Below are 13617 nucleotides of genomic sequence, written 5' to 3'. Positions count from 1 at the left end.
GGCCGAAAACGACGTGAATGTGTTCATGAGTCGGGGGTTTCTGACTCGACCATGAATGTTGCCCCGATTGAATTTCATTAAATGGGGCCCCTTCACGAACCGTTAGTGTTCGGAGTGCTTCTATAACTCCCGACAGGCGCAATGCCTGTTGTGGATCTCTCCCATCCCCTGGAGCAGATCTCGGAACGGGGACTCCTCCCCAAGTGCCCGTTCCCCGGCCCCGTTGACCTCCCCCTGGTCAGCGGGGCTTTTTATTTGTGCCGATGGCATACCCCGGGCGCTGATGGGGCAGAGGGATCTGACCCCAGGTGCTAGGCTGGGCCACCGTTCCGCAGGGGAAGACCATGCCCGACCTGTTCGCCCTGGCCATGCCGTGGTGGGAATTCATCCTGCGCGCGGTGGTGGTCTACGTCGTGGTGCTGGGCATGGTCCGGCTGGGCGGCAAGCGGGCTCTGGGGCAGATCACGCCGTTCGACGTGCTGCTGATCGTGCTGCTGGGCAACGCGGTGCAGAACGCGCTGCTGGGCACGGATACCTCGCTGGGCGGCGGCCTGCTGCTGGCGGCGACCCTGATCCTGCTGAACTACGGGGTGGGCTGGCTCACCACTCGGAATCGGCGCATGGAGCGGTTGATCGAAGGAGAACCCACCGTAATCGCCCGCGATGGTCGCCTGTTCGAGGCGGTACTTCGCCGCGAGCTGATCAGCCGCGCCGACTTCGATGCCGCGCTGCGCCAGCAGGGCGGGCTGCAGATTGAAGATGTGCAGATTGCCCTGCTGGAGACGACAGGGCACATCACCATCATCGCGCGGAAGGGCAGCTGACCAGCGCCCAGCCCACGCCCCGCGCGACGACACCCCTCAGAGCCAGTCGCGCGGCACCAGGTAGTCGGCCAGGCGCGATTCGGGGCTGCCGGGTTCGGGCGAGAAGCCGTACTCCCAGCGCACCCGCGGCGGCAGGCTCATCAGGATGCTTTCGCTGCGGCCGCCGCTCTGCAGCCCGAACAGGGTGCCGCGGTCATAGACCAGGTTGAATTCCACGTAGCGGCCGCGGCGGTACAGCTGGAACTCGCGTTCGCGCTCGCCATAGATGGCGTCCTTGCGCTGCTGCACGATCGGCAGGTAGGCGTCGAGGAAGCCATCGCCGACCGCGCGCAGATAATCGAAATCGCGCTCGAAGTCGCCGTGCAGGTCGTCGAAGAACAGACCGCCGACGCCGCGCGTTTCGTTGCGGTGGCGCAGGAAGAAGTACTCGTCACACCAGCGCTTGTGCGCGGCGTAGCGTTCGTCGCCGAACGGTGCACACAGATCGCGTGCGACCCGGTGCCAGTGCTGCACGTCCTCGTCGAACGGGTAGAACGGGGTCAGGTCGAAGCCGCCGCCGAACCAGCTGGCCACCACTTCACCGTCGCGCTGCGCCTGGAAAAAGCGCACGTTGGCATGGGTGGTCGGCACGTACGGGTTGAGCGGGTGGAACACCAGCGACACGCCGGTGGCGCGCCAGGAGGCGCCCGCCAGTTCCGGGCGGTTGGCCGAGGCCGACGGCGGCAGGCGGCTGCCAGCAACGTCGGAGAAGCCGATGCCGGCCTGCTCGAACACCGCACCGTCGCGCAGCACGCGGGTACGCCCGCCACCGCCCTCGGCACGCTGCCACAGGTCTTCCTGGAAGCGGGCCCGGCCATCGACGGCCTCGATCGCCGCACAGATGCGGTCCTGCAGGTCGGTGAGGTAGGTGCGCACGCGCTCGAATTCATTCATGGCGCGTACTTTACCGCAGGGCCCGGGCAGGCAAGCCCCTTACTGCTTGTGGTTGGGGGTGCGTGGCGCCGGTCCGGTCTGATCCTCGTCCGCCGACTGCTCCTGGACAGCACGCTGCAAGGCCTGGCCGAAACCCAGCAAGCTCCAGTTGCGCGTCGCCAGCACGTCACATGCCACGTGGCGGCCACTGCCCTCGGCCTCGCAGACGGCCTCAAGCATGGGGCGGACGTCCACACTGCTGCTGTTCTCCATCACGCTGGCCAGGTTTTCACAGCCTTCGCGGATGCCGGCCTGGCACACCTTCTGGTAGTGCTGGCTGGCCTCGACCCACTTCCCGCCCAGCGCGGCGCGGCTGCCCAGCACATTGCAGCCCTGCATCCTGCCGGCCGCGCAGCAGGCTTCTGCTTCGCCGTCGACCGACGCGCGTGGGCAATCCTGCGGGAATGGGATTTCGTCGAACACCAGCGGTGCGCTGCACTGGGCACTTCCCGGCTGTCGCTGGAAGCGCTCAAAACGCATCGAATCGTCCAGCCCCAGCAGGTCACCGTTGGCCAACGGTTGCAGCACGTAGTCACCCCCCAGCTCGTGGCGCATGCGGATCTGGCCGTCCTGCACGCGTGCACGCACCCGCGAACCGTAGCCCACCTCCACCAGTCCACCATCGCCGAACGTCAGTTCGTCCAACAGCCCGCCGGAGGCCACGTAGTGGCCACAGGGCACGGCGCTGGCGGCCTGCGGCAACAGCTCCCCATCCAGCGCCCGCAGTGCAGCCGCCTGCCGGCAGGACGTCTCGTTGCCGCCTTCGCAGGCCATCTGCAACGCCGCCCTGCCGTCCTGCAGATTGCCGGCGGTCCACTGCAGGGTGGCAACCTCCATGCAGAAGTCACTTTCACCCACCTGCGTGCATAGGTCCTGCAGGCGCTGCAATCGCGCGTCGGACAGCGCAGGCTTGGCTGCAGGCGAGAACACTTCAACCATCTTGGCCGCCATCGAGGCCGTGCGGATGGCAGTGGCGACGGCCTCGACCAGCTCTGGCCGCTCTTCCAGGATGGCCATGCAGGCCTCGGTGTCGGCCGCAGGGTCATCCTTGCGACACTGGCGGGGGAAGTCCATCTCGACCATCTCCTTTTCCATCGTGGCCTGTATCACCGCGATCTGTGCTTCGGTCGGTGTATCGCTGCCGGGGGCCTGGTCAGCCTCGCGATAGCGATCGGGCAGGCGCTGGCACAGAAATGGAACCCCTTCGGCACAGGCCGATTCCAGCGCCGTCAGGCTCAGCTCATGATGATGCCTGTCAAGGCAGCGCTGGGCATCTGCCAGGCAGCTGCCTGGCGCGTGCTCGACCGGGGGCAGGCACGCCGCTGGCTGGATCAGGCGGTAGCGCGTGTTGCCCTGCTGCAGGACGCGACCGCCACGCTGGACGTTCAGTCCAGATGTAACTCCGAAGGTGAGGTTGACGAGGCTCAGCTCGCCATCGATCTCTTGGACAACGAAGGGCCGATCAGAGATGTGCGTGTTCTTCGCCACCCCGCGGTCAGGCCCATCCACGCGCAGCTGGTTGCCACCGCCTTCGGCCGCGAATAGTCCACAGCGTGGCAGACCGGTTGCGGCCGCCTGCTGCGCCCAGGTCAGCAGCAACAAGGCAATGAAGGCCGGAATCAGGTGACGTGGGGCGAAAGGAGGCATCTTGGAGCCAGGGCAGAAAGACGCGGGCCACGATAGCCAACCGCCACCGATCCGCAATCAAACCCGCTGGAACGCCTGTGCTGCGGTCACGGCGTCTGTGCCGGGCAGGTCGTTCGCGTCAAAAATGCCGGGGGCGAGAGCTCAGCGGAAGCGCGCGCGCACGTCGGGGCGCAGCAGGCGCCAGGCCAGCCAGCCCTGCAGGCCGAGAAGCACGAACGACATGCCGACCACGGTCAGCGTGATCAGCCAGCGTTTCAGCTGCAGCTCCTGCAGCAGGGCCGGGTCATCGGCCAGCAATGGGATGAGGTCGCGCATGAACACGTCCAGCCACCAGGCGACTGCGAAGTTGCTCAAGCCGCTCAACAGCAGCAGCACCACGAAGCTCCACAGGCCCCAGCGACGTTCACGCAGCAGGCCCCAGCTGGACACGGTCGAGGCCAGGCACAACAGCGCGACGACCATTGACGCGGCCACCGGGTGCGCCAGCAGCCAGACCAGGCTGTGCAGCTGCTGGTGCTGCACTTCGCTTTCCACCAGGTGCCACAGCGTGAGGTTCTGCAGCGGCCACAGCACCAGTCCCTGCAGCACGAAGTAGGCCGTCAGCAGCAGTGACAGCCAGAACGAAGCCTGTGCCACCGGGCGCACCCAGGCGTGATAGGCCGGGGACGGCGGCGAGGGGATCGACGGGATCGACATTGACATCCGATGTCCTTGCAGTCGGCGCCCGCCTGCTCAGCGGACCGTCACCCGGGTGGCGACCGCCGGCAGGATATGGTGTTCGCTCAAGGGTGCCAAGGGCAGGCCATGCGGCGCCTGCAGCGGCACCCAGGCCAGCTCGGCGATCTCGGCGCGGGCCTGTGGCGTGCCGTCCACCCGCACCCACCAGGCCTGTGCCTGCACGCGATGGCCGGGCTCGTTCACCGCCCAATCCTCAAAGGTGCCCAGCGCGATGGCGGTTTCGGCGCACAGCTGCACACCGAGTTCTTCGTCCAGTTCGCGGGCCAGCGCCTGCAGCGGCGCTTCGCCGGGTTCGGGCTTGCCACCTGGCTGGATGAAGCGGCGTGCACCGTGCTTGCGCACCACCAGCGCCTGGCCGCGGTCATCCAGGATGACCGCAGCCACGATCCGGATCGTGGCTGCGGCGTTGCTCACTTCAGGTTCTGCTCGAACAGCTTGAGGATGCGCTTGTACTGGTCCAGCCAGGAATCGGCACGCACGTAGCCGTGGCGCTCCAGCGGATATGGTGCGATCGACCAGTTGTCCTTGTGCAGTTCGATCAGGCGCTGGGTCAGGTTCACCGAATCCTGGAAGAACACGTTGTCATCCATCATGCCGTGGGCGATCAGCAGGTTGTCCTGCAGGTTCTGTGCATACTCGATCGGCGAGGAAACGCGGTACGCCTCCGGGTCGATGTCCGGGGTGTTGAGGATGTTGCTGGTGTAGCCGTGGTTGTAGTTGTGCCAGTCCACCACCGGGCGCAGCGCGGCGCCGGCCTTGAACGTGCCCGGTGCACGGAACAGCGCCATGAAGGTCATGAAACCGCCGTAGGAACCACCGTAGATGCCGGCGTGGTCGCGGTCACCCTGCTGGGTGTCGACCAGCCAGTCCAGGCCGTCCTTGTAATCTTCCAGTTCCGGGTGGCCCATGTTGCGGTAGATGGCCGTGCGCCAGTCGCGGCCGTAGCCCTCGCTGCCGCGGTAATCCATGTCCAGCACGATGTAGCCCTTCTGCACCAGCAGGTTGTGGAACATCTGCTCGCGGAAGTAGGCCGGGTAGCGCTGGTGCACGTTCTGCAGGTAGCCGGCGCCGTGCACGAACATCACGATCGGGTACTTCTTCCCCGGCTCCTTGTTTTCGGGCTCGTAGTACTTGGCCCAGACCACGCCGGCACCGTGCTTGGATGGCACTGCCACCAGCTTCGGCTGGATCCACTGGCGTGCCTTGTAGTCGGCGGTGCGGGTGTCGGTCAGCACGCGGGCCTGGCCTGCGCCAGTGCTCGGTACCACGGCCAGCTGTGCCGGCAGGTAGGCGCCGGAGTAGCGCACCAGCAGTTGCTGGCCGTCCGGCGACAGCGAGAAATCCTCCACGCCGTTGAGGCTGGTCAGCTCGCGCACCTGGCGGCTGCCGGTGTCGACCGCGCAGACTTCGTAGTCATGCGGCGCCTGCTGGTTGCACAGGAAGTAGAAACCCTTGCCATCGGCCGACGGCACCGGCGCCGACGTTTCCCACTTGCCGCTGGTCAGCGCCTGCGGCTTGGCGGTGCCGGCCTGGGTATACAGGTGCGAGAAGCCCGATTCCTCCGACAGCAGCCACAGCGTGCGGCCATCGGCCATCCAGCCGAAATCGTTGAAGCCCCAGTTGATCCAGGCGTTGTCGGTCAGGCGGTGGCGGTTCTGCACACGGCCGTCGGCAGCGCTGACGCTGATGATCCAGCGGTCCTTGTTGTCGTTGGCACGCAGCATCACCGCGGCCTGCTGGCCATCGGCGCTCCAGCGGATGCCGCCGCCCATGAAGTCGCTCATCACCTGCACGCTGCGCTCACCCTTCAGCGCGTCCTTGCCGGCCTTGCGGCGCAGTTCGGCCAGCGGGTCGGTGCTGATGCCCGGCAGGCTGGCCAGCGAGACCTTATCGGCCTTGCCGGTGCGCACGTCCACGTACCACAGCGTGTGCGGCTCGAAGCCATTGCGGCCGACGCGGGTGCGGGTGTCCTCGGTTTCCTCGTAACCCGATTCGGTCACGTACAGCGGCATCTTGCTGGTGCGGCCGTCGTCGAAGTCCTTCGGCTTGGTCACCACGATCAGGTGGGTGAGGTCCGGCGACAGCACGCTGTCGGCGATCTCCACGTCGGCGCCCAGGTACACCGGGCCCGGCGCACGCGTCGGGTCGGCCTGGCGCCAGCGCTGGTCCTGGTCCTTCAATGCCTCGCGCTGCTCGCGGTCGCGGCGCAGGGTTTCCAGCGTGCGCAGCTGCTGGTCGCGCAGCACGTCGGCCTTCGGCGGCGTACGCGGGTCCTTTTCGGCCTTCAGGCTGGCCACCTGCTGCACGCCGCTGGCGGCAGTCCAGTGGAACCAGTTCTGGCCGACGCGCCAGATCACGCCGCTGTCGGCAGCGAAGTTCACGTTGCCCGCGCGCTCGTTGCTGCGGGTCAGCTGCGTCAGCGCGCCGCTGCGCAGGTCGCGCACGAACACGTCGCCATTGCGCACGAAGGCGCTGCGGCTGCGGCTGCGGTCGTAGACCGGCTCGGCCACGTCCAGGGTGCCGCGCTGGTCATCGGCCACCTGCGCGGCCACGCCACCGGCTACCGGCTGGCGGAAGGTATCGCGTACCGGGCTGCCGTTGCGCTTGAGCTGGTATTCCACCTGCTGGCTGTTCCACGACCACCAGGCCTTTTCGACCGGCGGACCGATCCAGTCCGGGTCGGCCATCGCCTGTTCAATGGTGATCGGCGTCGGCGCGGCGTGCGCGGCCGGTGCGGCCAGCACGGCCGACAGCAGGAGGGACAGGGGCAGCACTCGGGACATGGGCGGACGGCACCAGTAGAGGAAACCGGGCAAGCGTAGCAGCCGCACGGGCCCGGGGCAGGGGCCACAGGTCATGGCAGCGGGATTGGCAAAGTAGTGCAACCGCTGGCCGGCCTCGCGCATCCATTCTCCTGAACCCGCATCATCCACCGAACAGGAGCCCGACCATGCAGGAACTGATCCCGATCACCCTCTTCATCTGCATCGCCTACGCGATCCATGCCATTGCCGATGCCCGCGCGCGCAGCAAGCTGGTGGCCCCGCACGTGCCGGAGGAAGTGATCCGCTCGCTGGCCTTGCTGGAAGAAGAGCGCCGCCGCCAGGGTGCGCTGCGCTGGGGCATCAGCCTGGTCAGCTTGGCCGTGGCGATGGGCCTGCTGGAGGCGATCGGTGCGCGTGACCTGACCTTTGGTGCCGCTGCCGCGCTGGTCGGCAGTGCCGGCCTGGGCCAGCTGCTGGCCTGGCACTTCACCCGCCCCGCCGCACGCAAGGGCTGAGCCGGCGCATGCCACGGGCACAGGGGGCGCCCCGTAGATGAGCCTGCTCGGCGAAGCATTGTCGGCACTGCGCGGCCTTCGCCGCGAGGATAGGGCGGCGACGGCGGCCCCCGCCAAAGCGCTGGACGCGGACCAGGCCCTGGTGCGAGCCATCATCGATGGCTCGCAACCGGCCTTCGCGCAACTGGTTGAAGCCCACCAGCGCACCTGCGCGCATGTGATCGGACGCATGGTGGGCGACCGCGACCAGGTGGCTGACCTGCTGCAGGAAACCTTCCTGGCCGTGTTCCGCCAGCTGCACCGGTTCCGCTTTGAATCTTCGTTGCGTACCTGGGTTTCGCGGGTGGCCTACACCACTGCACTAAAGCACCTGCGCCGACGGCGGCTGGAGGCGCAATGGATGGTGGCCGTGGAGGTGCCGGAGGAACTGGGGATCGGCGATGAAGGCCCCGGGCCCGCCGAGTTGAGCGAGGCGCTGCAGGCCGGGCGCCAGCTCGGCGTGGCACTGGAACGGCTGAGCGCGCCGCAGCGCCTGATCGTCGGCCTGCATTACCTGGAGGATTTCGATCTGGCCGAGATCGAGCAGGTGACCGGGCTGGCACGCGGTACCATCAAGAGCCACCTGTACCGCGCGCGCCAGGTCCTGAAGCAGGAACTGACGCGGCATGCCACCGCCGGAGAACTGCTGTGAACCCACCGACCGACCCTCGCGATGCGGAAAAGCGCGCGCTGGCGCAGGCGTTGCGTGAGCAGGCGCAGCAGGAACAGACACCGAATGTGAGCGAGGCGCTGCAGAAGCGCATTGCCGCTGAGTCGCGCGACAGCGGCGTGGGCTATGTGATGGTGCAGGTGGTGTTGCTGGGGGCGTTGGTGGCAGGGGCTGTTTGGTACTTCTGGCGCTGACAGGACGTGGTGATGCGTTAGACGCATTCTGCGTGGTCTGCAGGACCAACGACCTGGAATGAGGACTCGCAAAATTCGCGAGCTTCATCAAGATGTGGTGATTGGTGCCATGACGAGTCGTGATCGCATCGCTAATCGTAAGCTGATGCTGCCGACAGTGATTCTGAGCTCTCAACCATCTTGAGGATAGTTGCAGAGTTCCATTCTGCTATTGAGGTTCGTGTGCGTCCTGGGGAACGCTCGGTCGTCGGCAGTCGCTGACACAGGTCATAGCCGGGGAGGCTTGAACCTGTTCGCGTTCCATCAACTTCAACGGAGATGAGTCATGTCGAAGATCGACAAGTCTGTGCTGCTTCCTCCCACTCTCGTAGCACTGCTCGGCCTGTCCGGCATTGCAGCTGCAGCGCAGTCGGATGTGTCGCCACCGGTTCAGAGCCTCTCGGTCCCGGAAATCAGTATCGACAGCGGGATCGCTACGCACGAACTGTCTGACGATCACGGAATCGCAGGCACGCAGTGCACGAGCTACTCGAGTGGCGGGACCCATTGCGGGCACTACTCCACCGGAGATCAGCAAAAGGAGAATTTCAGGTTTGCGCATGTAATTCCTGAAGTCCGGAAGTTCATTATCTGATAGAACGGGCGATCGTCGTACAGGCGATCGCCCGCCATAAAGGAGCGATTGATGGATCTGTGCTTTGAAGATCTGAAGCGTGCGATCGATGAGCCCGGACGCACGGTCGACGTGTGCGTGGCGTTGATGGAATCGTGGCTCGAACTCACCGGGCAACGCTTGGGAAATGCGCTTTCAGTCAAGCTGAATGAAGGGCCCGGGATTCAGCGTCGGGTCGATGCGATAGATCGTGCAATTCATCATCTTGACGCTGCCGGAAGACGGAGGCTACTTGCCTCGCCTTGGGTATCAGCATTTCTGGACGAGCCGGCGGGCATCGCATATGAGAATCAGCATGGTGAGCCGGTTTCGACACTCGACGCTCTGTGGTTTGCGGCTATCGCCGAGTGCCCGATTCAACAGCACACCCATGAGAATGAGCTGAGGCTGCTTACTGACGCGAACCCGCTCGAAAGTTCTCTGGGCGACTGGTTTACAACGAGTGAGAGCGACATCGCTGCAAGGATAGACAGACCCAGGATTGGTGGAGTGATTGTTCTTGATGTGGACAGCCGGCTTTCGCAGAGGTACGAGCCCGAGAGCGGAACGTTCTGCCAACCATCATTGGGTATCCCGCTGCACGAGATCCAAGTGATAAGGAAGAAACTTGAAGCGGCTATTTCTATGGTGGACGAGTCAGCCCCGCATCTCGGTTTGTTGATTCGAACATTCACAAGACGTGTTCTTGTCAGAAAATCCATTGGCGCCGGTGACAGCGTAGCCGAGCTCAATCTTGGGTCGGAGTATCGGCCAACTCATGTGGGCTGCATTCGGGTGCTGAATGTCCATAGGGAAGAAATGACGGTGGATCTTTGCGCAGAAGCGATCCTGCATGAGTCTGTGCATTCGTTTCTTTCGGCATATGAAGATGTCTACGGGAAGTTCATGTCCAGCGCAATCCGCGTTCGGCCGGTTTCGCCCTGGTCGGGAAATTTCATTCCAAATCACTCGCTGGTCCATGCTGTGTTCGTCTACTACGCCATTCATCATTTGCTCGCTCGTGCTCTGGAATCTCGCGCGGGCTTTGACCACGCAGAAATCAAGAGACTGAAGCGAAGGCTGATGCACATCGATGGAGGGTTCTTCACCGAGAGGAGAATATCGACGCTTTTCGTTTTGGAAGAAGCGCCTTCAGAGAAGCTCATGGCACTGGTCGACGAAATGCAGGGTGCAATAAAGAAGGTTGACAGGGCTCAAGAATGCGCTGTGGCCACGAAGGCGGTGGCATGAAAAGTGCAATTGTCGTTCTTCACTCGGATGAGCAGGACGCAGTCGCGGTCGCTCTGCGCGACGTCAAGGACGTAACTGTGATTCATCTGGACCAGCTGACCAGACTGTGGACGATTCGGGAAGCGACGCCGATCGTTGCCCAGCGTCCCGATCGAAATCCGATGCTGCATGCAGGCTACGTAATCAACAGGGTGTTTGATATCTCTCGTTGCGATATTGGCATGAAGCTCCGCGAGTGTGGACTGCATGAGAACTGGGCACATGCTGCACTGGGCTCTCTCCTGGCGGGTACCGCAACACTGGCGCATGGAATCGGTACTCGCGGGGTGAGTAAATCACTTCTTCCGCTTAATGTTCAGTGGATGCTGATTTCTGGCCTTGTTTCGGACATCAGAGTTCCATCATTCGCGTTTGGCTTTGGCCACAGGATGCCAGACACTTCTCATCTCAAGGATCCTGTACAGAAATCCGTATGGTCCTACTTCAAGTGGGATGGTACGTCGGATGTAGAAGAGGGAGAGGAGCAGTGGCATCCCTTCTTCGTCGAACGGCCTGAGGGAGTGCCCGTAGTCTGCAGCTATCACGGCGATGCGGTTGACCTTGAGTTTCCACGAGGCGCGGTATCGACCGACGCGAGTTCTATCACATCGCTAGTAGCTGCATGTCGCGAAACCTTCGATAGCAGAATTGGCGAGATCTTATTCTACGTCCAAGGGACGAAAATCACGTTCTGTGCATTCAGCCCCTATCTGGCCACCCTTGGCGATCCGGTGAGAAGCAGGGATCTGCTCCTGCGTGGGATGCCGATCGCGTCGGTCTAGGCGAAGGGTCAACGCTATGGAGGGTGTGTGATTTTCTATTACGTTTCTCTGTCGCTTAAGCGCTTTCGGCAGCGCCTCGGGACGCACATTGCCGTGGCCCTCATGCTTGGCGCGGGCGTGGGAACCGCGATGGTGATGCTGTCCATTGTGCTGCAGGCATCCTCCGATCCGGCCCCGGGACGCAGCGGGTCGCTCTTCCGTCCACACCTGGATGTGCGCCCGCGGGCACAGCATGCGGCAGCGCCTGATCCTGGGCAGGGGTTGACCTGGCCTGATGCCAAAGCCCTGCTGGAGCAAGGGCATGCCTGGAACCAGGCAGCCATGGCCGGTGGCGCCGTGACCCTGCTGAAAGCCGGGCAATCAAGTGCCCGGCTGCGTGCGAGATACGCGACGTCAGAGGTGTTCAGCGTGCTCGGGATCACGCTGGTGCAAGGGCGATCGTGGACGGCGGAGGAAGGGCAGGCCGGAAGTCGGATCGCTGTGCTGTCGCAGGCAGCCGCAGCGGTCGAGTGCCCGGCAGGATGCATCGGCCATCCGCTGGAGCTGAGCGGGCGCACGTACACGGTTGTCGGCGTGGCGGAGGACTGGCATCCGGTGCCGATGTTCCAGGGAGACGTGACCCGCCGTCCTTTCGTGGAACCCGATCAGATCTATCTGCCGGTTGAAACCGCCATTGCGGACGGGTTGACCGTGGTCGACGGCGTGGCGGTCTGGGGCGGCGGCGAGGGGGTGGAACTTGGCGGCGCCCAGGCGTCCTGGCTGCAACTGTGGGCATGGCTACCGACAGTGGATGACGTGTCTGGATACCGCGCGATGCTGAATGCGTATGCACAGGCCCGGGATGTGCAGGTCGACCCGGATGGCGATCAGGTCGGGCTCTGGCCGCTGATGGCGTGGCTGGATCGACAGGGGCTGGTCCCTGAGCGCACGCGGACCCAGCTTCATCTGGCACTGCTTCTGCTGGTGGTCTGCATCGTCAATGCGGCCGCGCTGCTGGGATTCAGCTTGGGCGCACGCCGTCGCGAGCTTGCGATACGTCGCGCGCTGGGTGCCCGGCGGGGGGATGTCTTTGCCCAGCTCATGTGGGAGTCGGCATCGTCGGGATTGGCCAGTGCCACATTGGCGGCCATTACGTATGCGGTGGGCATGCGGCTGGTGGCGACAGGGAAGGTGCTTCCGTCGGCAATCACTACGCTGGATCCGGCATCCGTACTGATGGCGGCCGGGGTTGGGTTCGCGACAGCACTGTTGTGCGCGCTCATCCCGGCGCTGGAAGTCTGCCGGAGCGGGTCGCTGTCGCGGTTGTTTGCAAAGGGAGCGGCGTGAAATGCTGGATTCAATGCAGGAAGTCCGCAACCACCTGGGGCGCGCGTCGCTGCTGTTTGTACAGGCCGCACTGGCCAGCCTGGCCTGCGCCTTTGCCCTGCAGTCTGCCGCAGATGGTTTCTCACGATTGAACACGCGGGGCATCGAGGGAGCACAGGCGATCGGTGTCATCCGGGTCTCCGATATCGAAGAGAGGGTGGCGCCTTCGGTGGTGCGATCGGACCTCTCCGCCATCCAGCTCCCTGGCGTCCGGCAGGTGGTCGCCAGCGATTCGGTTCCGTTCGGAGGCAGGGCACATCACTACGGCGCATGCACCAGCGATGCAGCCATGGCACGCGCCATGGCGGCTGGCAGCAGCGACGTGGCTGGCTGTGATCGCATTCCCGTGGTAACCGCCAGCCCAGGCCTGTTGACGATGCTGGGGGCACAGGTGGTGACGGGGCGTTTGCCGGCAGACCATGAGGCGACCGACGGCGCGCCTGTCGTGCTGATCAGCGAGGCATTGGCCGTGCATCTGTTTGGCTCGGAGAGCGCCGTGGGTCGTCAGCTGTACTTCGGGCCGGGAAGCAGCAGGGTGATCGTGGGTGTGTTCTCGTCCATCGTCGGGCCTGCGCCAGGGGGAAACGATCGGGACTCGCAGTGGGCGCTGTTTCCCGGTTTTCCAAGCGGTGCGAGCCGCCATTACCTGATCGGATCCCACGCGGAGGTGGACCGCGTGCTGCTTGACCGCACCGTTGTGGCGCTGCGGCAGCCCTATCGCGTCGTGAATCCGACAGGCGTTGACACGTTGGCGGGATATCGTGATGCCTACCTTCGGGCAGACCGCTTCACGACGGCCATGCTTGCTTTCATGGCGGCGGTGGTCCTGGGTGTGCTGATGGCCGGCGTGTCTGGCGTGGTAGGCGCATGGCTGGAGCGCAGGCGGCGCTCCATCGGTATTCGTCGAACATTGGGTGCCCGCGGATCGGTGATTTTCGCGGAGATCATCTTCGAAGTCAGCATCTTCACTGTTCCCGGCGCTCTGCTGGGTGCGTGGTTGCTGCACCTGCTCTGGTCGCCGCAGCACGAGGTCGCGATATCGCCTTGGCTGACAGGGTCGCTGGCGTTCATGCTGGTGATGCTGGCGAGCCTTGCCGCCCTGCTGCCCCGTGCATGGCGGACGGTCCGGGAGGAACCGCTGGCATTGTTGAAACCGTTCTGACG

General features: G+C 64.4%; 14 protein-coding genes. 9 read left to right on the top strand and 5 right to left on the bottom strand.

The features are described 5' to 3' along the window. The first annotated feature begins 344 nt into the window (after positions 1-344). Positions 345-824, top strand: coding sequence for a DUF421 domain-containing protein (locus BN1263_RS01990; RefSeq protein WP_021203514.1), 480 nt, complete (start codon positions 345-347; stop codon positions 822-824). 36 nt (positions 825-860) lie between these two features. Here BN1263_RS01990 and hemF read toward each other — a convergent pair whose 3' ends face one another. From hemF to BN1263_RS01965, 5 genes are all read right to left on the bottom strand, one after another. Next, entirely contained in the window at positions 861-1757 is an 897-nt protein-coding gene (gene hemF / locus BN1263_RS01985; RefSeq protein WP_021203513.1) for an oxygen-dependent coproporphyrinogen oxidase, read from the bottom strand. Between the two features lie 39 nt (positions 1758-1796). Further along, positions 1797-3443 (bottom strand): hypothetical protein, encoded by a 1647-nt coding sequence (locus BN1263_RS01980; protein WP_058979199.1) that lies wholly within the window; start codon positions 3441-3443, stop codon positions 1797-1799. A 141-nt stretch (positions 3444-3584) separates the two neighbouring features. Beyond that, complete coding sequence (locus BN1263_RS01975) at positions 3585-4145, bottom strand: hypothetical protein (RefSeq protein ID WP_058979196.1); 561 nt, start codon at positions 4143-4145, stop codon at positions 3585-3587. Between the two features lie 30 nt (positions 4146-4175). Next, positions 4176-4595 carry an NUDIX hydrolase gene (locus tag BN1263_RS01970; RefSeq protein WP_058979193.1) on the bottom strand — a complete coding sequence of 140 codons (420 nt, stop codon included), beginning with the start codon at positions 4593-4595 and terminating at the stop codon, positions 4176-4178. Then, a complete protein-coding gene (locus tag BN1263_RS01965) occupies positions 4592-6964 on the bottom strand; it encodes a S9 family peptidase (protein ID WP_058979191.1) in 2373 nt (790 codons plus the stop codon). Before BN1263_RS01965 ends, BN1263_RS01970 begins: the two co-directional genes overlap by 4 nt. Before the next feature lie 167 nt (positions 6965-7131). Between BN1263_RS01965 and BN1263_RS01960 the strand changes: the two genes are divergently transcribed. The 8 genes from BN1263_RS01960 to BN1263_RS01925 all read left to right on the top strand — a co-directional run bounded on the left by BN1263_RS01960 (position 7132) and on the right by BN1263_RS01925 (position 13615). Next, positions 7132-7461 carry a hypothetical protein gene (locus BN1263_RS01960; protein ID WP_058979189.1) on the top strand — a complete coding sequence of 110 codons (330 nt, stop codon included), beginning with the start codon at positions 7132-7134 and terminating at the stop codon, positions 7459-7461. A gap of 37 nt (positions 7462-7498) precedes the next feature. Continuing rightward, a complete protein-coding gene (locus BN1263_RS01955) occupies positions 7499-8152 on the top strand; it encodes an RNA polymerase sigma factor (protein WP_058979187.1) in 654 nt (217 codons plus the stop codon). After that, positions 8149-8364: a hypothetical protein gene (locus tag BN1263_RS01950; RefSeq protein WP_058979185.1), complete on the top strand. Its 216-nt coding sequence runs from the start codon at positions 8149-8151 to the stop codon at positions 8362-8364. The genes BN1263_RS01955 and BN1263_RS01950 overlap by 4 nt, the downstream gene beginning before the upstream one ends. 325 nt (positions 8365-8689) lie before the next feature. Continuing rightward, positions 8690-8998 (top strand): hypothetical protein, encoded by a 309-nt coding sequence (locus BN1263_RS01945; protein WP_058979182.1) that lies wholly within the window; start codon positions 8690-8692, stop codon positions 8996-8998. A gap of 51 nt (positions 8999-9049) precedes the next feature. Continuing rightward, positions 9050-10267: a hypothetical protein gene (locus tag BN1263_RS01940; protein ID WP_058979180.1), complete on the top strand. Its 1218-nt coding sequence runs from the start codon at positions 9050-9052 to the stop codon at positions 10265-10267. Further along, positions 10264-11088 (top strand): hypothetical protein, encoded by an 825-nt coding sequence (locus BN1263_RS01935; RefSeq protein WP_058979176.1) that lies wholly within the window; start codon positions 10264-10266, stop codon positions 11086-11088. Before BN1263_RS01940 ends, BN1263_RS01935 begins: the two co-directional genes overlap by 4 nt. 27 nt (positions 11089-11115) lie before the next feature. Then, positions 11116-12414 carry an ABC transporter permease gene (locus tag BN1263_RS01930; protein ID WP_058979173.1) on the top strand — a complete coding sequence of 433 codons (1299 nt, stop codon included), beginning with the start codon at positions 11116-11118 and terminating at the stop codon, positions 12412-12414. A gap of 1 nt (position 12415) precedes the next feature. Beyond that, positions 12416-13615: an ABC transporter permease gene (locus BN1263_RS01925; protein ID WP_058979169.1), complete on the top strand. Its 1200-nt coding sequence runs from the start codon at positions 12416-12418 to the stop codon at positions 13613-13615. The last annotated feature ends 2 nt before the right edge of the window (positions 13616-13617 follow it).

The sequence above is a fragment of the Stenotrophomonas thermophila genome, from assembly GCF_001499715.1.
Taxonomy (GTDB): domain Bacteria; phylum Pseudomonadota; class Gammaproteobacteria; order Xanthomonadales; family Xanthomonadaceae; genus Stenotrophomonas; species Stenotrophomonas hibiscicola.
The sequence above is the reverse complement of the archived record's forward strand: the minus strand, read 5'-3'. Positions and strand labels throughout refer to the sequence as shown.